Source organism: Bifidobacterium callitrichidarum (assembly GCF_003129905.1).
GTDB classification, from domain to species: Bacteria; Actinomycetota; Actinomycetes; order Actinomycetales; family Bifidobacteriaceae; genus Bifidobacterium; species Bifidobacterium callitrichidarum.
Map to the genome: position 1 here is coordinate 47,896 of NZ_QFFM01000016.1, position 21,960 is coordinate 69,855.

Consider the following 21,960-nt stretch of genomic DNA (forward strand, 5'->3'; position numbering starts at 1 on the left):
CGTTGAGATGCGGTGGCGGCAGTGGTCATGCCGGCGACTGACAGACACCGAACCGGCCTGCCGATCGCCGTCGCGTAAGGCGACGGCCCGCCATGGCAGCCCCGTTATAATCGAATGGTTTGCACTATTTTGGAGAACGCTTATGAATGATCGCTCACGTATGATGCTGTACGCCCTGACCGCTTTGGCCTGTGTGGTCTGGATCTGGCAGTCCGTCCAGGAATCGATGGCCGATGGCACGATGATCAGCACGTCGAACATCATCTTCCTGGTGTGCATCGGCATCGCGGCCGTCTACTGCGCGGCCAATGCGCTGATCCTGTGGTGGCGTCAGCCCGGAAAGCACGATGACGAGGAGCCGGGCGACGACGATGCCGAGGACGTCGAGGACGGCGGGCAGGACGACGAAGCGCCCGGCACCGGCGAAACCACGGAAGTCGCTGACACCAAGACGGAATCCAATTCGAAGAACAACTGACTTCCCCGCCGTTGGCTTCGCCGACGGCCCATCAGTAATCACGACATATCAAAGGCTTTTCAAGCGGTGACGGCCTGCTCTGGCGGTTGCCGCTTTACTATTGTTCACAGACCGTATCGTCCCCGCTTCATCGCGATTCGCCGCCGGCTGGGCAAACAGCCAACGACCGACGGCCAACGGCACGATCGGAGCGGCACGGCATGCGGATATGCGTCATCGAAGGAGCATCATGGATTCAACTACTTTGGACATCGCCATCAGCGCGGCGCTGGGCATCGTCTGCATACCCTGCGGCACGTTCCTGGGCCTCATTCCGATGAAGGCCGACCAGGTGACCACCAAGCAGTCGCGCGCATCGCAGATGATGTGCTTCGTCATCGCGCTGGTGTTCATCGGCCTGCTCATCGCCGAGCGGGATCTGGAGACATGGGCCATCGTGGCCGGACTGGCGGTCGGCTTCGCGGTCGGCAAGATTCCGCCATTCCACCAGTGGGCGCTGGGCAAGTGGCCGTTCCTCGAACCCAAGAAGCCCGCCGGCAAGGCCAAGCGCGTCAAGAAGGCGAAGAAGAAGTAGCCTTCAACTCCCCTCACATCATCAAAACCATCAAAACGGCGTTATGTATGCGGCCCAACGAAGGCCACGCATACATAGCGCCGTTTTCGATGCCCTAACCGGCGTTATGTATGCGGCATGATGGTCGAACCGCATACATAGCGCCGGTTGTGCATCCGGCGCAGCAACACGGAAAAGGGACGCCGCCTGAGCGACGTCCCTTTCGGAGGAGGAATGGGAACTACGTTCCTATCCTTGTGGAGCCCGATCCGTTGGAAGATGCGGCCCGGACCCCACGGATTGCGAGATCAGCCCTTCTTCTTCTTGGAGAGCAGGTCGTAGGCCACGGCGGCGATGACCACGAGGCCCTTGATGGTCTTGACCCAGGCGGCGTCCACACCCATGATGGACAGGCCCTGGTTCAGGACGCCCATGATCAGAGCGCCGACCATGGCGCCGGGGATGGTACCGATACCACCGGTGACGGCCGTGCCACCGATGAAGCAGGCGGCGATGGCGTCCATCTCGAACTCCATACCGGTCTGGGCGGAAGCGGAGGCCAGGCGGGAGAGGGTGATGATGGAGGCGATGGAGACCAGGAAGCCCATGTTCAGGAAGATCTCGAAGTCGACCTTCTTGGTGTCGATGCCGGAGAGGATGGCGGCCTTGCGGTTGCCGCCGACGGCGTAGACGTTACGGCCGAAGACCATGCGGTTGAGCACGAAGTAGTACACGCACACCAGCACGCCGATGATCACGAGGACAATCGGGATGCCGCCCTGGGTGGCGTTGCCGGACATGGCCAGCAGGTAGGTGACGTAGCCGATGGCGAGGGCGGCGACCACGCACTTGAGGACCACGAAGCTCATCGGCTGGGCCGGCAGACCGTTCTTGACGGCCTTGGCGCGCTTGGACAGCTGGCTCCAGATCACGAGCACGATGGCGGCGATGCCCACGATCAGTGCGGTCAGCGCGTACGGTCCCACGAAGATGGTCGGCACATAGTCCTTGGAGATGGCGCGGAAGGCGGCGTTGGAGACCGGGATGGACTCGCCGGCCACGACGGTGGCGAGGCCACGGAAGATGAGCATGCCGCCCAGGGTGGTCACGAAGCCGGGGACGCCGACGTAGGCGACCCAGAAGCCGTGCCATGCGCCGATGACCAGACCGATGGCGATCATCAGCAGGATCGCGGCCCACCACGGCACGCCGTGTTTCATGGCCAGCGCGCCGACGCCGCCGATGAAGGCGACCACGGAGCCCACGGACAGATCGATGTGGGTGGCGATGATGATCATCAACATACCGATGGCGGCGATGAGCACGTAGGCGTTCTGCTGGAACAGGGCCACCACGTTGTTCGGGTTCAGGAGGCGGCCCGCGGTCAGGATCTGGAAGACGATGATGACCAGCACGAGGGCCAGGTAGATGCCGTAGGAGCGCATGTTGCCCAGCAGCAGGGACTTGAGGCTCTGCTCCTCGCCCTTCTTCGCGGCGGGGGAAACGGTTGCGGTAGACATTTGGGGATTATCCTTTCGAAGCTTCTTTGCTTTATCACGATGCCGGCGCGTCGATCGGGCCGGCTGGCGGCGTCAGGCGAAGACCTGGTCCTTGGGCAGGGCCGTCGGGGAGGTCATGTACTTCATGAGCTCCTCCTGGTTGGTGGTCTTGGCGTTGAACACACCGGTGATCTGGCCCGCGCTCATCGTGTAGATGCGGTCGCAGATGCCGAGCAGTTCGGGCAGTTCGGAGCTGATCACGATCACCGCGGAACCGGAGTCGGCCAGCTGGTCGATGATCTCGTAGATGTCGTACTTGGCACCCACGTCGATGCCTCGGGTCGGCTCATCCAGGATCAGGACCTTGGGATCGGTGGCCATCCACTTGGCGAGCACGACCTTCTGCTGGTTGCCGCCGGACAGGTTGCCGGCCGGCATCTCGATGGTCGGGGCCTTGGTGCGGAACTCCTTGCGGTATTTCTCGGCCGTCTGCTTCTCGCGGGTCTCGTCCACCACGCCCAGCTTGTTGGACAGTTCCTTGAGGCTGGCCAGGGAGGTGTTCTCACGGATGGTCTTCATGAGGTTCAGGCCGTAGACCTTGCGATCCTCGGTGGCGTAGGCCACGCCGTGGTCGATGGCGGAGCGCACGGTCGGGAACTTGACTTCCTTGCCTTCCACGAAGATCTTGCCGGAGGCGTTGGTGCCGTACTGGCGGCCGAACACGCTCATGGCGGTCTCGGTGCGGCCCGCGCCGATCAGGCCGGCCATGCCCACGATCTCGCCGGCGCGCACGTTGAAGCTCACGTCCTTGGCGACCAGGCGGTTCTCGTCGAGCGGGTGATGCATCTTCCAGTCCTCGACGCGGAACATCTCCTTGCCGATGTGGCTCTCGTGCACCGGGTAGCGGTTGGTCAGCGGGCGGCCCACCATGTCGCGGATCAGCACGTCCTGGTCCAGCGGGTGCTCGGCGTCGATGTCGATATGGCTGATGGTGTGGCCGTCTCGGATGACCTGCACCGCGTCGGCGGAGTAGGCGATCTCGTTGAGCTTGTGGGAGATGATGATGGCCGTGATGCCCTGGTCGCGGCGCAGGCCGTCGATCAGGTCGAGCAGGTTCTTGGAATCCTCGTCGTTCAGGGCGGCGGTCGGCTCGTCCAGAATGAGGAGCTTCACATTCTTGGTGAGGGCCTTGGCGATCTCGACCAGCTGCTGCTTGCCGACGCCGATGTTGGAGATCAAGGTGTCCGGGTTCTCGTCCAGACCGACCTTCTTCATCACGTCGTACGCGATCTTGCGCTGCTGGTCGGCATCGATCGCGATGCCCTTCTTCTTCTGGTTGCCCAGGAAGATGTTCTCCTGGATGGACATGTACGGCACCAGTGCAAGCTCCTGGTGGATGATCACGATGCCCTTCTCCTCGGAATCGCGGATCGTCTTGAACTTGCAGGTCTCGCCGTTGTATACGATGTCACCCTCGTAGGTGCCGTACGGGTACACGCCCGACAGCACGTTCATCAGGGTCGACTTGCCGGCGCCGTTCTCACCGCAGATCGAGAATATCTGGCCCCTCTTGACCGTGATATTCACGTCGTTCAATGCGGTGACCGGGCCGAAGCGCTTTACGATATGACGCATTTCGAGAATCACGTCACCGTTTGTAGCCACAGTTACCTCCTCCGATAGTAATGTCCCTGTGCATGGTGGAGGCGCCGTACCGCAACGATGCAGTGCGGCGCCTCCTGTTCTGTGAGCTAGCGGCGGGCCGAAGCCCGCGTACTGTGCTTTTCCTTATGCCTTATGGCTTGGTGATCGACTTCCGATTCCGATCACAGGCCGGCATCGGCGGCGGAGATGTAGCCGCCGTCAACGAGGACTTCCTTGAGGTTGTCCTTGTCCACGGTGACCGGGGTCAGCAGCTGGGACGGGACGTCCTTGGTGCCGTTGTTGAAGGTGTCCGGGGCGGTCGGCTCCTTGCCGTCGACCAGGGCCTTGATCATCTCGGCGGTGGCCTTGGCCAGCTCACGGGTGTCCTTGTAGACGGTCATGGACTGCTTGCCCTGGACGATGGCCTGGACGTTGGCCTTCTCGGCGTCCTGTCCGGTGATGATCGGGTAGTAGTCCCAGCCGGCGGCTTCGACGGTGTTGTAGGTACCGGTTGCCTCGGCGTCGTTCTGGGCGAGCACGGCGTCAAGCTTGGTGCCGTCGTTGTAGAAGGAGTTGATGCGGTTCTCCATCTCGTTCTGGGCCTTCTGGCGATCCCAGTTGTCGATGCCGATGGACTGCCAATCGTCGGCGGAGGACGGGACCTTGCCGGACTTGGACTGCAGCACGCCGGACTTGAAGTACGGTCCGAGCACGTCCCAGGCACCCTTGAAGTAGTAGCCCGCGTTGTTGTCGGTCGGGGAGCCGGCCATGAGCTCGACGTTGAACGGGCCCTTCTGGCCGTCCTTCAGGCCGAGCTTCTGCTCGATGTACTCGCCCTGCATGCGGCCGACGTCCTCCAGGGAGAAGGTGGCGTAGTAGTCGACGGCGTCGGTGTTCATGATGAGGCGGTCGTAGGCGATGACCTTGCCGCCGTTGGCCGCGACCTGCTCGGCGGCCGCACCGGTGGCGGTGCCGTCGATGGAGGCGATGACCACGTAGTTCATGCCGTTGTTGGCCATGTTCTGAATCTGGGAGGTCTGCAGATCGGTCTTGCCGTCCGCGTACTGCAGGGTGACGTCGTAGCCGTAGCCCTCAAGCTGCTTCTTCAGGTTCTCGCCATCGATCTTCCAGCGCTCGAGCATCTGCTCGGGCATGGAGATGCCGACCTTGACGTCGCCGGAGCTGCTGCTGTCACCACCGGCGGTGGTGGTGCCGCGGGTTCCGCCGCCGCAGGCGGCCAGCGGGACGAGCATAGCAGTCGCAGCGATGACGCCGAGAGCCTTGGTCCACTTGTTCATGGGGATTCCTTTCGTCATTGATAGGAACTTTGTTTCCTCTTCCTTGCGGTCTGGCAACCATTGCCGAACCTGTTAAAAATATACCACATAGTTTTTTGGTTTAACAATTACCAATCGTTAAGTTTGGCTGGAATAAGGCCGTTTTTCAGGTGTTTGATTCACTCAGCTAACTAAATGTGAGCGGTAACAATGACAGTTTTTCAACATTCCCTCGAACTATGAAGTACGTCATTTCATCGTTGAGAAAAACGCGACACGCCGAAATCCTTCCACCCCGCGAACATGGCGGGGCGAGTCAAAACGCACCAAAATGCACACGAATTACGTTCAAAATCGCACATCATCCGCAACAAAACGAAAGGCGACGTTAAATCAACATCGGCATGAATTCCATTGGACTACCCCTCAGTCGGCTTCGCCGCCAGCTCCCCTGACAAGGGGAGCCGAGAATGGGGGCCATGCCAATCTTGGCTTAACGAAGCTAAACGAAAAAACGCCGTCCCGCTGGATACGCGGGACGGCGTGGGTTGCGACGGGACATCGCAAGGGTTGCGGTTTTGAATTATCGGATAATCCGACCAGGAATCCGGGAATCGGGACTCAGCGGGCGGTCTCCCCCGTCTCGAACAATGCGAGGAACTTGGGACGCCAGGCGTAGCGCGTGGAGACCAGCACCAGTCCGGCGGCGGTCAGCAGGGCGCCGATCGGGGCGGCCACGGGATCCACGAACAGCAGGACGGCATAGGCCACGGCCAGCATGGCCAGCGAGAACAACAGCATTCGATGTGCGTGCATAGCGGTATCTCCATTGACGTTGCGCAGGTACGCAGAACGGGTACGGTTATTTAGTTCAATGATTTAACCATATACCCGTTTTGTTACATGCGCAAGTCATCCGACGTCGTTCCGCAGCGGGTCATCAGCTGGCCGCACCGCTTCGCCAAACGAGCACCTCATCCGCCGGATACGCGGCGAGCGGTCCGCGGGCGGAACGCTCGCCACGGGCGGCGCCGGTGATGTCGCGGTCCACCACGATGGGCGAGCCGTTCGGCTGTTCGAAGTATCCCTCCACGATGCGCGGCTGGCCGAGGTCGGCGGTGGAGACCACCGGACCGGTCGCCCCGCGCACCGCTTCGGGCAGCGTGACCGCGAGCCACAGCTCATCATCATCGGTCTCACGCAGGCTCAAAGCACCGGCTTCACCGCACACTACGGCGTCCGGCTCCCACGAGGCGGCCTTCGCCCCATTCAGATACGTGTTGGATGCCAGCGTCATAGGCTGCGGGATGCTGCGGTACAGCTCCTCATCGCCGAGGCCGGCCTCTTCGATGCGTCTCTCGTATTCGGCGAGCGAATGTGGATGGTCCTCGAAGCAGGCGGTGCCCGTATCCACCACGCCTTCGCCGCCGGCGGCATCCGTCATGCGCTCGGCCTCGCCGGCACCGCCGACCGCCATGAAGAGGTTGTTGAGGTACCGGTCGTCGCCGCCGTAGACGAAGGCCTCGCCGGCGGGGTCGGTGGAGTGCGGGAAGTGGTAGGGCGTGGACCGGTCGAGCACCTGGGTGTGGCGGATGCGGCCGGCGAACAGGTTGTTCACGAACGCCGCGCCCTGCGCGTAATCATCGAAGCTGAACTCGGAGGCGAACACGTTGTTCGTGAACGTGATGGGCCCGTGGGTCACCTCGGTCATCACGTCGCGCGTGTTGCGGTAGAACACGTTCGCATCCACCACCGTGCCCTGTGCCTGCCAGTCGAGCCACATGCCCAGCACCGAATCGTGAACACGATTGCCGCGCACCACGGTGTCCACCGCGGCGTGCATCTTGATCGAGGCGACCTCCCAGCCGAAGAACTCACGCTTGGTACCGATCCGGAAGATGTGGTTGCCCTCGATGAAGCTGAACGCGCAGCCCATGTGCCCCACCACGCCGTTCTGGCCGCAGTCGTAGATCACGTTGCCGCGCACCACATGGCCGCCGACCACGCCCTTCCTCCAACCCACGTGCAGGGCCTTGTACACGGCCTCCTTCTGGTACTGGTAGCCGGACTTGCGGTGCGTGCGGGTCGAATCGTTGTCTCCGGTGGAGATCTCCTTGCCCAGCGAGATGGCGGAGCATTTCGCGTCGTGGATCACGTTGCCCTCGATCACCCAGCCGCGCGACCAGTGCGGGCCGATCAGTCCCACCTGATCCGCGGTCGGCGGCGTGTACGGGCAGGCCGCGCGGCACAGCTCGAACCCGCGCACGGTGATGTAGTTGACGAACGGGCGAGACGGGTAGAAGCACGTCTCGCGCACGTTGATCTCCGTGGCCTCCGCGTTCGGGTCCGCATCATGGAAGTTCGCCCAGATCGTGGTGGTTTCGTCGTTCGTCTCGCAATACCATACGTTCACCGTGGCGTCCGGGTCCAGCAACGGCACGATGGAGTCCGTGGCCGCGTCGCGCCCGATGTCCCAGCGTTCCGGTTCGCGCACCTTGTCCAGCGAGGAGACCTCGTAGAACGACTTGCCGTTGAGGTACACGTCGCCCAGGTGACGGACCTCCACCTTGGGATCGGGGTAGACGGTCCAGTCGCCGAATACCGTCTCGACGTACGGGTTGTATCCGCCGAAGAACGAGTTCGGGATCTCGGCCCGCCATACGCCTTCGCCTTCCGGAACCCATGTGTCGATGCGTTCGGCACCGGTGATGACCGGGCGCGGCTCGCCCTCGGCGGCGCGGTAGACGATACGGTTCGTCTCGCTCTCGCCGCCGAAGCGCGGGTCCACGGACTCCCGGTACGTGCCCGCGTGCACGATCACCTCGTCGCCGGCGCGCGCGATGGCCGCCGCCTGGCCGATGGTCAGGAACGGGTCGACCTCACTGCCGATGCCCGCCGGGGAACCGGCCGAAGCCGAAACATGATACTGCGTCATTGCATTGCTCCTTTGCTGATGGGTGCCGGCCCGACAGTGCCGATGGGCCGGCGAAAACCTATGCGCCCTCCACGGCGGCGCGCTGTTCGGGCGTCCAGTCCTCGGGCACCTGGCCGATCACATGGCAGGGGTTGCCCACGGCGATGGAGTCGGCGGGGATGTCGTGCGTGACCACGGCACCCGCGCCGATGATGGTGTTGTCCCCGATGGTGACGCCGGGGCAGATCACCACGTTGCCGCCGAGCCACACGTTGTTGCCGATGGTCACGTCCTCGTTGTGCTGCCAGCCTTCAAGCCTGGGCTTGCGTTCGATGGCGTGGTTCGGCGTGTAGATGCTCACGCGCGGGCCGATGAGGCAGTCGGAGCCGATGGAGATCGGGCCGCCTCCCACGATGAGGAAGTCCATGTTGATGAAGGTGCGGTCGCCGATCTTCAAGCCCAGACCGTAGTCCAGGCGGATCGGCGGACGGAAGTCCACGCCTTCGCCGGCCTCCGGCACCAGCTCGCGGAACAGCCGCTCGGCTTCGGGGGTGTCCTCGAAGTAGATGCGGTTGATGCGGTCGCATGTGGACTGGGCCTCGCGCGTGAGTTCCGGCAGGATCTCCGATTTGCGGTATTGCAGCCAGTCGTCCGCGAAGAGCTTCGCCACGTCCGGGTGGTCGCGCTTCAATTGTTCGAGATCATGGGCCATTGCATTGCCTCCTTGCATTGGTGTGATTTCCCCGGCTCCCCTGCCGGGAGCCGACGGCAAAGCCGAATGAGGGATGGTCCTCCGAAATTTCGTTTGAATCAAGTATCGGTTCAACGGTTTAACTATATGCGCCCGACGATATTGTACGGCTGCCGACCAGGCATCCGACGAAGCCGCCGGCCCATTCGGTGCTGAGGAATCGCGCGTCGCACTCCCCCAGCGTCCGGGCGCCGGATATGTCGGCGTGCGCCATCAGCACGGTTTCGCAGGGCGAACTACCGACCGCGGCAGCGACTACCTCGGCATCGTCTTCGTCCTCGGTCTTTGCCGATGAAGGATGAGCCACATCGCAGGCGACAGGCCGGACGGCCAGGAATCGCAACCGATTGTCATACAGTCGCATGCCGAACCATTCGCCCGGCTCGATCGTCCCCAAATCCAGCAGCGAGGTCTCGCCTCGGTCGGTGATTTCGGCTGTCAGTCCGCCCTGCTTTACGCGCATCGTGACGTAGTGCGTCGAGTCCTGATGCAGCATCAGTTCCCGGTTCGGCGGGACCATCGCCGCATAGTCCGGCGCGTCCACGCGCATGAACCGGTATCCGTCGCGGCCGCGGACGCCGATCAGACGGTCGTCCTGTTCGTCGATGCGTTCGGCATATCCGTCATCAGCCAAACAATTCAGCGGAACCTCGACGGATTCCACCGAGCGCAACGCGCCGTCATCATCCAAAGAAACGGCGAGCGCGGCAGGCAGACGTCCCAGTCCGGGGGCGACGACCGGCCATCCGGGATCCGCAGTGTCATCCTGCTTGGCCGGACCGTCGCCCGCCAGCTTCCAAGAGACGGGGTTGCGTTCCCAGGCAACCGGCGCAACGAACGTTTCACGGCCCAGGTAGCTGAACAGTTCGCCCGGCTCCCGTCCCGGAGTCTCGCGCACGCCGAGGCAGGCGAGCAGCCAGCCGGCTTGCGGGTGGCGCAGCAGGTCGGCGTGGCCTACGCATTGGATGAGCTCGCTGTTGCCGAGGTGACGGTGCGTGAGCATCGGATTGCGCTTGCAGGCCTGGAACAGGCGGTCGTATTGGCCGACGACGCTGTGCGCGCCTTCGCGCGCCGGTTCGATCCACACGTCGCGCGCGGCGATGCCTTGCTCGAATCCGGCGATCGCGGCCGCGAACCCTTGCGGTGCATACGTGCGCATCATCATTTCGCTGTGTTCGAAGCTGGTGCCGCCCTCCGCGGTCATGAGGTACACCCAGTCGCCCATGCGATACATATGTGGGCCTTCCGCCCAGACCGCGTCCAATCCGTAGCCGCGCCAGATCACGGTCTTGTGGCCCTGCAGCGTCCAGTCGGACGGGTCGATGGGCTGGGCCCAGACCTCGGTCTGGCCTTCCCACTGGGGTTTGACGGCCGGACGGGTCTGTGTCCACCAGACCGCGCCATCGTTGTCCTCGAAGATGTCCGGATCGATGCCTTCCGCGTCCGCCACCCAATAGGGCCCTTGCCATGGCCCTTCCAATGTGTCCGCTGTGATGACGAAGTTGCCTTGGGCCGCCCGGCAGTCCTCGATGTCCGCCGGTGAACAACCGGCGGCGAGCGCCCGTTCCTCATTCACACGAGCCACGGTGCATACGATGGCATACCGTCCGCGGATGCGTCGGATGGTCGGCGCATACAGTCCGCCGGAGTCCTCCACGCCGTCGATGAGCAACCGGCGGGCCATCGCCGCGTCCACTGCATCGCCCACGTGCTCCCAGGATGTCAGGTCGCGCGTGACGTGGATCGGCAAGCCCGGCACCAGTTCGAACGATGAATTGACCAGCACGATCTCACCGCGTGTCTCATCCCATATCCACGAGGGATCCGGGTACATGCCCTGCATCACCGGATTGGCGACCGTGCGCACGCGCGCGGCGACACGATCGTCCTTTTCTCCGGTCAATGGCCGTGTCCGCATGCTTGGCGCTGCTATGCTCATCACTCCCCCTCCTACTGTTCGTACCGCGAAAAACCATCATCGGATGGACGCACCGCTATGCATGCGTCTCGATGAAGTCGATGATCGCCGCGGTGACCGGTTCGCTCCAGAAATTCCCCTCATGTTCGCCTCCGGCCACGCGAATCATGTGGACATCATGCCCCTGCTCGACGAAGTGCGCGGCTCCCGCCGTTCTGCGAGAAGCCGCGCACCGCATCATGATCATCCGTTACAGTTCCCGGTAATCGAAGTGGTCGAACACCGCTTCCTTGCCGTAGCCGGACAGGTCAACGGCGGCCAGTCCCACGAACGCTCCGGTGAAGAAGCCACCATAGTTGCGGGCCACATGATCGTCGGAGAGCACGGCGGCGTCCAGCACGACCGGAATCTCATGCCAGATCTCGCCGTCGAACGAGTACTCGTAGCCGTAGGTGCCGGTGCGCACCTTGGTCCGCAACCATACGGATTCGACTCCGCCCGGCACTTCGATGGCCTTGTCCTTGAGGAACGAGGTGTAGGTGTCGAAGTCGTTCTGGGCCACCTCGATGACGCGCTTGCCTCGTTTCTCATCCCAGGTGACGAAGGCCCACGACCAGCACAGGTGGTTGTAGAAGTTGGTGAGTCCGGCCATCTGCATGTAGTTGTCCGGATTGAAGGTCACCTTGGTTTCGGCGTCGAAGTCGAATGCCTGCCAACGGCGGCCAATCAGCGAGAGCTCGAACAGGTTGGAAAGCGAGCCCTGGCCGCGCAGGGTCAGGGAACCGCCGCCCACATGGCCCATGGCTTCGGTGAACGGCACGCGCAGGGTGTTCCAGTTGGGGTCCAGCGTGTCCGAGTCGAATTCGTCATGCTGGGAGTGGTCTGCCGGTGCCTCGGTCGCAATGGCGTCCTTCGGGGCCTCGACGTAGCGTTCGCCGCCGTGGCCGCCGACCACGTACGGCCAGCCGTCCTCATCCCATTCGACCTTCTGGATGGAGGTCTCGCGGCCGAGCGTGCACCAGCCGCGCACGCCGTGGGCCGGTTCGGTCTCGTGACGCCACGGGCGGCCGCACAGGGAGGCGTAATACCATTCGCCGCCGGGCGTCTCCACCAGCGCGCCGTGACCCTGCTTCTGCAGGTAGGTGTCCGGGGTGTCGAAGTTGGAGATGAACGGGTTGTGCGGGTCGCCTTCGAAGGATTCGGCGTCCAGCGTGCGCGAACGGGCCACGGATTCCTGGTGCTCGTACTGGGTGCCGCCTTCGGCGCAGAACAGGTAATACCAGCCGTTGATCTTGTACAGGTGCGGGCCCTCCACCAGCTTCACGTCCGTGCCGCGCCAGATGGTGCGTGCCGTTTCCGGCTTCAGGTGCATAGTTTCGGTGTCGAATTCGGTCAGGGTGATGCCGTCGAACTGGTGATGGTATTCGCGGAAGTCCCAGGTCTGCTGGACCAGGTACTTGCGGCCGTCGTCGTCATGGAAGAGGCTGGCGTCGAAGCCCACGCCGTTGACGCGGATCGGCTCGCTCCAGGGGCCATGGATGTCCTCGGCGGTGACGAGGTAGTTCGCGCAGTCCTTGAACGCGCCGTTGACGATCTTCACGTCCGTGTAGATGAGCCAGAATTTGCCGTCCGCATAGGACAGGTCGGGGGCCCAGATGCCGCCGCCGGAGGGGTTGCCCTTCATGTCCAGCTGGGAGACGCGGTTCAGCGGGCCGGGCAGCAGGTTCCAGTGGACCATGTCCTTGGATTCGTGCAGGCGCACGCCGGGCCACCAGTCGAAGGTGGAGTTGGCGATGTAGTACGTGTCGCCGACGCGGATCATCGAGGGGTCGGCGTTGAAGCCGGGAAGTACGGGGTTGGAGATTTGCATGTTCTTCTCCTCATTGAAAAGAATGGGTGCCGTGGGAAGGGCCAGGGAAGGAGGAGGATGAAAGGAATCGGCTCGGAAGAAAGACCGATCGCCCTTCCCACGGCACGGGTATGGGATGTGCCGGTTTGAGGCCCGGCACTGGCCTATTCCTGCTCGCGGTTGGCGGCACCTTGCTTAGCCCTTGACGGCACCGGTCAGGCCGCCCACGATCTTCTTCTGGAAGATGGTGAAGCACAGCAGGGCCGGAATCATCGAGAGCGAGGTGAAGGCCAGCACCTGGGCCGTATCGACGGAGTGCTGCGAGCTGAACATCTGGACGCCGAGCGGCAGCGTGTACTTGCTCGAATCGTTGAGCAGGAACAGGGGCAGCATGTAGGCGTTCCAGCTGCTGACGAAGGTCAGGATGCCGACGGTGGCCACGCCCGGCCAGCTCAGCGGCAGTACCATGCGGCCGAAGAATCCGATACGGGAGCAACCATCAAGCTCGGCGGCCTCCTCCAGCTCCTTGGGGATGGACTTGAGGAACGGCACCAGGATGATGATGGCCTGCGGCAGGCCGAACGCTATCTGCGGCAGGATGATGCCCAGATGCGAGTTGATGAGGTGCAGGTTGCGCAGGAGCAGGTACAGCGGGGTGATGGCGACGGTGATCGGGAACATCATGCCGGCCGCGAACAACGAGTACAGGAACTTGTTGAGCTTGAACTCGTAGCGGGCGATCACGAAGCTCACCATGAGGGCCAGCACCACCACGCCGACCATCGTGCCGATGGAGACGATGAGCGAGTTGACGAGCTCGGACCAGAAGATGTTCGAGGTGAACACCGTCTTGTAGTTCTCGAAGTTCCACGGGTTCGGCCAGCCGGCCGGGTCGCGGGTGATCTGCGAGTTGGTACGGAAGCCGCCGATGATGATGTAGAGCACCGGGCCGACGCACAGCGCCACCAGCAGCAGCGAGAAGAAGTAGACCACGGGATTGCCCCACGGGGTCTTGGAGGACTTCCTCAGCGCGTACGGGTCATAGTTCTTCCTGCCGGTCTTGTGTGCAGGCTGGGAAACTGCGGTCGTCATTGTGAAATCACCTCATTTGCAACTGCCACGGAGCCACCATTGGCCTTGGCACGCTTGGCCGCTTCCTTCGCGGCACGCTTGGCGCGGCGCTTGGCGTCCTTCTCGTCGGTGAGAGCGCCTTCGAGGTCGCGGTTGAGCACGAACTTCTGATAGGTCAGGGCGATGACCAGGGAGATGATGAAGATCACCACGGCCACTGCGGAACCATAACCGTAGTTGTTGGCGAGTCGGCCTTCGCGGACCATGTAGGTGGCCATCGTGGAGGTGCCGGCGGTGGACGAGACGTACTGGCCCCAGATGATGTACACCAGATCGAAGAGCTGGAGCGAACCGATGATGGACATGAACGCCCAGATGCGGATGGTGGGTCCGAGCAGCGGCAGGGTGATGCTCCACTGCTGGCGCCAGAATCCGGCACCGTCCACGCGGGCGGCCTCGTACAGGTCCTCGGGGATCGACTGCATGCCGGCGATCATGAGGATGACGGCGAAGCCGATGTACTTCCACGAGATGATGAACATCAACGTCCAGATGGCGATCTTCGGGTCGGAGATCCAATCGGCTCCGGCCAATCCCATCTTCTTGAGGATGGCGTTCAACGCACCGGTGGTCTGGAGGATCAGGCTCCAACCGGTACCCACGATGACCTCGGACACCACATACGGCACGAAGATGAGGGTACGAATCAGGGCGCGGCCCTTGAACTTCTGATTGAGCAGCAGTGCGAAGAGGATGGCGAGCGGGCCCTGAATGACGAGGGAGGCGACCACCACGAACAGCGTGTGGCCCAGGGCTTCCTGGAAGTTGGGGTCGGTCAGGATGATCTTGTAGTTTTCGAAGCCGATGAACTGGCCGTTGACGGTCGGCTTGCCGTAGCCCTTCCACTTGAAGAATCCGTAGTATCCGGCCATGAACACCGGCAGAATCACGAAGCCGAGGAACATGATGAGGGCCGGAAGCGAAAGAATGGCGATTTCGATGCGTTTGCGAGCCTTGTCGGTCAGAACCGACTGGCGGCGCTTGATTGCTGCGCCCGCTGATGCTGACATTGGTGAGACCTTCCTTATACCTTGGGAAAAGACGGGCCGTGGTGGCGCTCCTTGGCGGACACCACGGCCCTTGGACAGTGCGTCAGGTTGATCTCTCAGCCCTTGGCGGCGGCGCTTTCGACACCCTTGACGATGTCGTCGGCGGTGCCCTTGCCGGCCATCATGTTGACCACGCCCTCGTTGAGCGCGTTGCCGATGTTCTGGCCGAACACGGTGTCAAGCCACATGGAGACGGAGGATGCCTCGTTGTAGACGGACAGCACCTGCTTCAGGGCGTCGTTGGTCACGGCATCCTGGGCTTCCTTGTTGGCCGGGATGGTGGAGAAGGCGGTGGCGTACTTCTCCTGCCATTCCTTCTCGGAGACGAAGTTGAGGAAGTCCACGGCCTCTTCCGGAGCCCAGGCGCCCACGGCCATGCCGTCGGAGCCACCCATGATGGCGGTCGGATCGCCCTTGCCGGTGTCCATGGTCGGGAAGGCGAAGTAGCCGAGGTCGGCCATCTCCTGCTTGTCCGGGGTGAGGTCCTTGATCACGCCGGGCTCCCAGCCGCCCATCAGCTCCATGGCGGCCATGTGGTTGGCGAGCAGGCCGGCGGAGGAACTTGCGCCCTGCTGTGCCGGGGTGGTCAGGAAGCCGTCGTTGAAGGCGTCGAGGTCGAGCAGGCTCTGCACGTCGTCACCGGTGCGGGTCCAGCAGGAATCGCTGAAGTCCTTGTCCGCCTGAGCCTTCTCGAAGGTGTCGGAGGAGCACTCGCGCAGGGCGAACCAGTACCACCAGTGGGCGGCCGGCCATGCGTCCTTGCCGCCGACGGCGATCGGGGTGATGCCGGCGTCCTTGAGCTTCTGCACCACCGTCTTGAACTCGTCCCAGGTCTTCGGGGTCTCGGTGATGCCGGCCTTCTCGAACAAGTCCTTGGAGTACCAGATGCCGCCGGGGAGCACGGACTGCTGAACGCTGTAGATCTTGCCGTCGATGGTGCCGGTGGCCTCGGCGGTCTTCAGCTGGGTCTTGACGGTGTCGGAGACCTTGTCGGTCAGGTCCATGGCCTGTCCGGCCTCGACCACGTCACGCAGCTTCTGGCCACCACGGGCCATGAAGATGTCCGGGGCGGAATTCGGATCCTGAAGGGCGGTCTGCAGCTTGCCGTCCATGTCCTCGTTCTGGATGGCCTCGATCTTGATCTCGACGTTGGGGTTTTCCTTCTCGAAGGCCTTGGCGGCGGCCTCCCAGTAAGCCTTGCCGTCACCAGTGGTGGAGTTGTGCCACATGGTGATCTCAACCTTGCCGTCGGCGTTGGTGCTGCCGCTGCTTCCGCAAGCGGCCATGCTCACGCAGGTGGCCATGGCCAGGACGGCTGCAGCTACGGACTTGAACTTCATTGTCGTCTCCTTTTTCATCTCGACCGACGTCACCGTCAGTCAGCGATTTACGAAAGTTTCGAAAGCCGGTCGCTGCATAGCGTGCTTCTCTTTGCTTGCAGCAGACACTCAACACCGCTCGACAACCGCGTCAAATCAAGTATTGAAGAGCTTTTTCAACCCTATCGAAAACTCGCTTTGTATTTTCGATGTCTTTATCATAAGACCTTATTAGTTCAACGGTCAAACTTGGTTTACGAAAGTGTTGCGTTTCTAAAATCCCTTAATTTCCAACGTTTTTAGCCATTTACATACCGAAATTATCCCGAATTGACCTATCGAAAGTTTCGAATATAATAAGAATATACTTTTCGGCAAGGTGGACAATGATGGCATCAACTGAATCGCATCAGACCAATGGCGGCACGAAAGTCAGGCTTTCGGACATCGCCAGGCAGACCGGCTACTCGCTGGCCACGGTCTCCAAGGCGCTCAACGGCAAGGGCGACATTTCGGAGACGGCCCGGCAGGCCATCGACAAGGCGTTGAAGGATAGCGGATATGTGAGGCGGAACTCACCGGAGCGGCAGCAACGCACCATCGAGGTGGTCTTCCGGGATTTCGATACCATATGGGCGCTTGAAGTGATCCGCGGCATTCTGGAGGAATCCAGGCGGCACGGCATCAACGTCATGATCGTTCCCAGCGGCGACAGGAAACATCCCGACCCCGCATGGGCCAAGGGCATCATCGAACGACAGCCCATCGGGGCGATTCTGGTGTTCTCGAACCTGACGGACAGCGAACGCAGCCTGCTCCAATCCCACAACATCCCCTTCGTGGTCTTCGATCCTTCGGGCAACCCGGCGCTGGACGACCTCTCCGTTCAGGCGGACAACTGGATGGGCGGCGTGATCGCCACCCGTCATCTGCTGGAGCTCGGCCACAAGCGCATCGGCATCATCACCGGACCGGACGAGATGCTGTGCTCGCGCGCCCGCCTGGACGGTTATTCGGCGGCGTTGGCCGAACGCGGCATCCCCACCTCCCCCGAGCTCATCGCCGAGGGCGACTTCACCACCCCAGGCGGCTACGAGGGGGCCATGGCGTTGCTGGAGGACGAGCAGAACCGGCCCACGGCCATCTTCGCCGGCAGCGATCTGCAGGCCATGGGCGTGTACGAGGCGGCGCGCCAGTTGAAGATCCGCATCCCCGAGGACCTGTCCGTCATCGGCTTCGACGACATCCAGACCGCCGCCTACATGGGACCGGCCCTCACCACGGTGCGCCAGCCCCTGCAGGACATGGCCTCCACGGCGGCGCGCATGATCATCGACACCACCGAGGGCCGGCAGATTCAGAAGCGCGTGATTCTCTCCACATCCCTCGTGGTGCGCGACAGCACGCAGCGCCTGGCCCACGCCAAGGCCTGATCCCCCTTCTTTGCGTGGATTGCGCTAGCCGAATCGCAATCCACGCGCTCCGATCACACACACTCGCCCACAAACTGGAAAGCCCGCCCGAACATCTGCGTTCGGGCGGGCTTTCCGGTGGAAGGAAGGAGAGAAAGGAGAATTGAGGAAATGGAAAATCAACCATGGCGTCGCGCACGGCATGGCGTCGACGCCCGGCCGTCTGCGACTCGCGCACGGCGGCGGCGCACCGCTTCCGTAGCGCATTATCGGTTTTATATTCAGTTATCGCATCTTCAGTTATCGATATTCAATTATTCGTATTCAGTTATGCAAGATATGGCGAATCGTGCCGGATGCGCGCTTTCGCAAGCCATGCGGCCCACGGCACCGCGCATCCGGTGACGAAGCAATCCGTATCAGTCAGTCATTCGAGACCGAATCCGAGTTTCACTCAACCTCGGACAGGGCGTCGATGATGTAGTTGTTGATGGTGGCCTTGACGGACTCCAGGTGATCGGACTTGGTGGCGGCGATCAGCTCGGACTGCGGCTTATCGAGGCTGTAGGCTTCGAGGTCAGCCAGGGTGACGTTGCCGTCCTCGATGTCCTTGCCGATGCCGGAGTCGTAGGAGCTGTAGCGCTCGGCCATGAGATCCTGGATGAAGCCGTCCTGGTTCATCTTGTCGGCGACCAGCAGGCCGGCGGCGTAGGAATCCATGCCGGCGACGTGGGAGCGGAACAGATCCTCGGCGTAGAAGGAAGTACGGCGCGGCTTGGCGTCGAAGTTCAGACCACCGCGAGGACCGATGGAGCCGGCCTGCAGGACCTCCCACATCACGGCGACGGTCTCGTAGAGGTCAGTCGGGAACTCATCCATATCCCAGCCGATGAGCTTGTCGCCCTGGTTGGCGTCCAGAGAGCCCAGGAAGCCGTTCTCGCGGGCCACGCGGATCTCGTGCTGGTAGGTGTGGCCGGCCAGGTTGGCGTGGTTGCCCTCGAGGTTCAGCTTGAAGACATCGGTCAGATCATGGCTGCGCAGGAACTCGATGGCGGTGGCGGCATCGAAGTCGTACTGGTGCAGCGTCGGCTCCTTCGGCTTCGGCTCGATCAGGAACTGGGCGTCGAAGCCGATTTCCTTGGCGTAGTCGGCGCACAGGTGGAAGAACTGAGCGATGTGGTCGGTCTCACGCTTCATCTCGGTGTTCCACAGGTTCTCGTAGCCTTCACGGCCGCCCCAGAACACGTAGTTCTCGGCGCCCAGGCGCTTGCCGATCTCGAGGCTCTTCTTGAGCTGGCCGCCGGCGTAGGCGTAGATGTCGGCGAACGGGGAGGTGGCGGCGCCGGACACGAAGCGCGGGTTGGTGAACAGGGAGGAGGTGTTCCACAGCAGCTTGACGCCGGTGGCCTTCATGTTCTCCTCGATCTTGTCGACGACCTTGTCCAGGTTGGCGTCGGTCTCGCGCAGGGTGTCACCCTCGGGGGCGATGTCGCGATCGTGGAAGCAGAAGTACTCGACGCCGAGCTTCTGGAACAGCTCGAAGGCGTAGTCCACCTTGGCCAGGGCCTGATCCATCGGATCGGTGTACTTGTAGTACGGACGGTGGGCGGTGCCGGTGCCGAACGGATCAACCAGTTCCTGGTTGAAGGTGTGCCACCAAGCGACGCCGAAGCGCAGCCAGTCCTTCATCTTCTTGCCGGCAACGACCTTGTCGGCATCGTAGTAGTGGAAGGCCAGGCCCTCCTTCGGTCCCTTAGAACGACCGACGTACTCGACCTTGTCAACATCCCACAGACCCATTTGGGCGCTCCTTTGCAGTAGTGGTTCAACGGATTACGGGATTAATAGTAAACCCGTTAAACTATGTTTGTCAAATGATTGAATTAATACGGCGGCGCACAGCGTGTTGCCAATAATCGCAACGGTTTTCGGCAGCCATGCATAGACGCGGAGAAAAGACACCCACGAAAAGCGGACCGCATGCAGCCCGGATGCCGCAGCCCCGATTAGCGGCCGTTTCTTGCCAGGAGTCTGCACGATCTAGCAAATTCCGGACGGAAATCCGCCGAATCGCGGCCGTTTTTCGATAGACCGCACGGGCTCCTAGCAGAAACCGGCCGAGTCCGACCCGGCAAGGGCCATATGGCCCGCCGCATCCCCACGGCAGGCCATATGCGGAGCGTCCCCCGATTCCCAAGCCCGCCAGCCATCCGCGCACCTCATGGCGACGAATGGCCAACGGGGTTATCCGGCCGCCCGATTCCCCTCATATCAGTCAGACAACCGGCCAGATCTCTCAACAACGTTGGCCGGCGGATGTTCCTTCCGCCGTGAGGCACACGTTACGCCCCGCATGTAAACGTTCGCAATCCCCCGCCCCGGTTTGGTGGATAAGTGGAAAACCGCGCGATTCCGCCGCTCCCGAATGTGCATAACCGGTCGGCCATGCGGTGGATAACCCACCATCCAGCCCGGTTATCCACCGGTTGAGCCGATGGTTGTCCACCGCCGGCACAGCCGCGCGGCCGACGCCGGCGTGTCGCTCCCCTACTTCAGGCGTTCGTAATGCCGCCGTACCAGGTCGAAGGTATACACGGCGAGCGCCAGCCAGATCACGGAGAAGGAGATGAACCGATGCGCCGGCACCCGTTCCCCGAGCACCGCAATGCCCAGAATCAGCTGGATGGTGGGTGTGATGTACTGCGTGAAGCTCAGCGTCAGGAACGCGGCGTGCTTGACACCGTACGAAGTGAGCACCAGCGGGATCACCGTGAGCACACCGCAACCGGCAAGCATCGCCCACACCCACCACGGCTCCCCCGCCGGCACGCCGAACCGCGGCTGCACGGCGAGCGCCACGAACGCGATCGGCGTGAGCACGCCGGTCTCGAACGTCAGTGATTGGAACGGGTCGAGCGGCACGAATCGTTTGATAAGACAGTATCCCGAATAACTGAAGGTCATGAGCAGCGCGAGACCGGGGAACGAGCCGGTGTCCAGCACATACAGGGCCCCGCCGATGACCGCGATGCCCATGGAGACCAGTCCGAGCAGCGTGGTGCGTTCGCGCAGCAGCACGAGCGCCAGCAGCATATTGATGAGCGGCATGAGGAAGTTGGCGGCGCTGGCCTCGGAGGTGCGACCTATCGAGACCAGATAGATATAGACCACCCAGTCGATGGTCACGAGCACCGCGGCCGTGACGGCCATCGCGAAGACCTTCGGCGTGCGCCACATCGCGCATACGGCCGCAACGAGGCCACGCCAGCGGCCGGTCGCCAGCATGAACACCACCATCACCGCCGCCGCGGTGACGATGCGGTAAAGCATCACGTTCATCGACGGCACGCTGGCCAGTGCGGCCCAGTACAGCGGGAACATGCCGTATACGAACGCCTGCGCGAGCGTGGCGGCCATGCCCTTGGGCGTCTGGACGATCTGCGGGCCGGAGGCGCGCCCGCCATCGACGGATTCGGTGCCGGTATGTTCGGTGACGTCAGGTGCGGATGATGCTGGATTCACCGGACGATTCTAACGCAACCGGCCCGTGCGGCCCGGCTTGGCTTGTCCGGCTCAGATGATGATGCCGTTGCAGTGGTCGACTTCGTGCTGGATGATCTCGGCGGTGAAGCCGGTGAACGTGGCATGGCGAGCCCGGAAGCGACGGTCCTCGAAATCCACCTCGATGCGGCGGTGGCGCAGCGTGCGGCGTTCGCCGTCCAGGGACAGGCAGCCTTCCTGGGTGTCGTACGCGCCGTCGGTGGCGGTGATCACCGGGTTGTACATGACGGTGATGCGTCCGCCCAAGTCCTCGTCGACGAAGGCGATGATGCGCTTGTTCACGCCGATCATGTTGGCGGCCATACCCACGCAGCGCGAGCGGTTGGCCTCCAGCGTGTCCACGAGGTCCTGCGCCACGGCTTCGTCGCCGGGGCCGGCCTGTTCGGACGGCATGCGCAGGAAGGAACGGGAGGTCATGATCGGACGCTGCATGGTGGCGGACTCCTTGCCGTTGGGTTGGCGCGGCGATGAGCCGCTGTGTCAAGTCAGATAACGAAAAAGGCTTCCGAATCATCGGAAGCCTTGGTGGCGACCCCGGCCGGACTTGAACCGGTGACCTCCGCCGTGACAGGGCGGCGCTCTAACCAACTGAGCTACGGGGCCGT

18 protein-coding genes and 1 tRNA gene are annotated in these 21,960 nt (G+C 62.5%); 3 read left to right on the plus strand and 16 right to left on the minus strand.

Annotated elements, in window-relative coordinates; translation table 11 throughout:
• Positions 1-142 precede the first annotated feature (142 nt).
• On the plus strand, positions 143-478 hold the full coding sequence (locus tag DF196_RS08555; RefSeq protein ID WP_109057426.1) for a hypothetical protein: 336 nt from the start codon (positions 143-145) through the stop codon (positions 476-478).
• Between the two features lie 229 nt (positions 479-707).
• On the plus strand, positions 708-1,052 hold the full coding sequence (locus DF196_RS08560) for a hypothetical protein (RefSeq protein WP_109057427.1): 345 nt from the start codon (positions 708-710) through the stop codon (positions 1,050-1,052).
• Between the two features lie 287 nt (positions 1,053-1,339).
• Here DF196_RS08560 and mmsB read toward each other — a convergent pair whose 3' ends face one another.
• The 12 genes from mmsB to DF196_RS08615 all read right to left on the minus strand — a co-directional run bounded on the left by mmsB (position 1,340) and on the right by DF196_RS08615 (position 16,403).
• Positions 1,340-2,551 (minus strand): multiple monosaccharide ABC transporter permease, encoded by a 1,212-nt coding sequence (gene mmsB / locus DF196_RS08565; protein ID WP_109057428.1) that lies wholly within the window; start codon positions 2,549-2,551, stop codon positions 1,340-1,342.
• 72 nt (positions 2,552-2,623) lie between these two features.
• Entirely contained in the window at positions 2,624-4,165 is a 1,542-nt protein-coding gene (locus DF196_RS08570) for a sugar ABC transporter ATP-binding protein (protein ID WP_217624838.1), read from the minus strand.
• Positions 4,166-4,356: 191 nt separating this feature from the next.
• Positions 4,357-5,472 carry a substrate-binding domain-containing protein gene (locus tag DF196_RS08575; protein ID WP_109057430.1) on the minus strand — a complete coding sequence of 372 codons (1,116 nt, stop codon included), beginning with the start codon at positions 5,470-5,472 and terminating at the stop codon, positions 4,357-4,359.
• A 600-nt stretch (positions 5,473-6,072) separates the two neighbouring features.
• Positions 6,073-6,267 (minus strand): hypothetical protein, encoded by a 195-nt coding sequence (locus DF196_RS08580; protein WP_109057431.1) that lies wholly within the window; start codon positions 6,265-6,267, stop codon positions 6,073-6,075.
• A 124-nt stretch (positions 6,268-6,391) separates the two neighbouring features.
• The gene (locus DF196_RS08585; RefSeq protein ID WP_109057432.1) at positions 6,392-8,386 is read right to left on the minus strand and encodes a right-handed parallel beta-helix repeat-containing protein; all 1,995 of its coding nucleotides are present in this window, start codon (positions 8,384-8,386) and stop codon (positions 6,392-6,394) included.
• Positions 8,387-8,444: 58 nt separating this feature from the next.
• Positions 8,445-9,077 carry a sugar O-acetyltransferase gene (locus DF196_RS08590; RefSeq protein WP_109057433.1) on the minus strand — a complete coding sequence of 211 codons (633 nt, stop codon included), beginning with the start codon at positions 9,075-9,077 and terminating at the stop codon, positions 8,445-8,447.
• 118 nt (positions 9,078-9,195) lie between these two features.
• A complete protein-coding gene (locus tag DF196_RS08595; RefSeq protein ID WP_109057434.1) occupies positions 9,196-11,034 on the minus strand; it encodes a glycoside hydrolase family 43 protein in 1,839 nt (612 codons plus the stop codon).
• Between the two features lie 76 nt (positions 11,035-11,110).
• Complete coding sequence (locus DF196_RS13475; protein WP_158276303.1) at positions 11,111-11,275, minus strand: hypothetical protein; 165 nt, start codon at positions 11,273-11,275, stop codon at positions 11,111-11,113.
• A gap of 9 nt (positions 11,276-11,284) precedes the next feature.
• Positions 11,285-12,904 (minus strand): glycoside hydrolase family 43 protein, encoded by a 1,620-nt coding sequence (locus tag DF196_RS08600; RefSeq protein ID WP_109057435.1) that lies wholly within the window; start codon positions 12,902-12,904, stop codon positions 11,285-11,287.
• A gap of 174 nt (positions 12,905-13,078) precedes the next feature.
• Complete coding sequence (locus DF196_RS08605) at positions 13,079-13,975, minus strand: carbohydrate ABC transporter permease (protein ID WP_109057436.1); 897 nt, start codon at positions 13,973-13,975, stop codon at positions 13,079-13,081.
• Positions 13,972-15,024 (minus strand): carbohydrate ABC transporter permease, encoded by a 1,053-nt coding sequence (locus DF196_RS08610; protein WP_109057437.1) that lies wholly within the window; start codon positions 15,022-15,024, stop codon positions 13,972-13,974. The genes DF196_RS08605 and DF196_RS08610 overlap by 4 nt, the downstream gene beginning before the upstream one ends.
• A gap of 95 nt (positions 15,025-15,119) precedes the next feature.
• On the minus strand, positions 15,120-16,403 hold the full coding sequence (locus DF196_RS08615) for an ABC transporter substrate-binding protein (RefSeq protein ID WP_109057438.1): 1,284 nt from the start codon (positions 16,401-16,403) through the stop codon (positions 15,120-15,122).
• 365 nt (positions 16,404-16,768) lie between these two features.
• Here DF196_RS08615 and DF196_RS08620 point away from each other — a divergent pair, with 365 nt between their 5' ends.
• A complete protein-coding gene (locus DF196_RS08620; RefSeq protein WP_109057439.1) occupies positions 16,769-17,815 on the plus strand; it encodes a LacI family DNA-binding transcriptional regulator in 1,047 nt (348 codons plus the stop codon).
• A gap of 429 nt (positions 17,816-18,244) precedes the next feature.
• On the opposite strand, the gene xylA is transcribed toward DF196_RS08620, so the two are convergent.
• The 4 genes from xylA to DF196_RS08640 all read right to left on the minus strand — a co-directional run bounded on the left by xylA (position 18,245) and on the right by DF196_RS08640 (position 21,958).
• Complete coding sequence (gene xylA, locus DF196_RS08625; protein WP_109057440.1) at positions 18,245-19,594, minus strand: xylose isomerase; 1,350 nt, start codon at positions 19,592-19,594, stop codon at positions 18,245-18,247.
• A gap of 747 nt (positions 19,595-20,341) precedes the next feature.
• Positions 20,342-21,316 (minus strand): EamA family transporter, encoded by a 975-nt coding sequence (locus DF196_RS08630; RefSeq protein WP_109057441.1) that lies wholly within the window; start codon positions 21,314-21,316, stop codon positions 20,342-20,344.
• Positions 21,317-21,367: 51 nt separating this feature from the next.
• Positions 21,368-21,787, minus strand: a complete 420-nt coding sequence (locus DF196_RS08635) for a peptide deformylase (protein ID WP_109057442.1) — start codon at positions 21,785-21,787, stop codon at positions 21,368-21,370.
• 94 nt (positions 21,788-21,881) lie between these two features.
• Positions 21,882-21,958 (minus strand) — tRNA-Asp (locus DF196_RS08640).
• Positions 21,959-21,960: the final 2 nt, after the last annotated feature.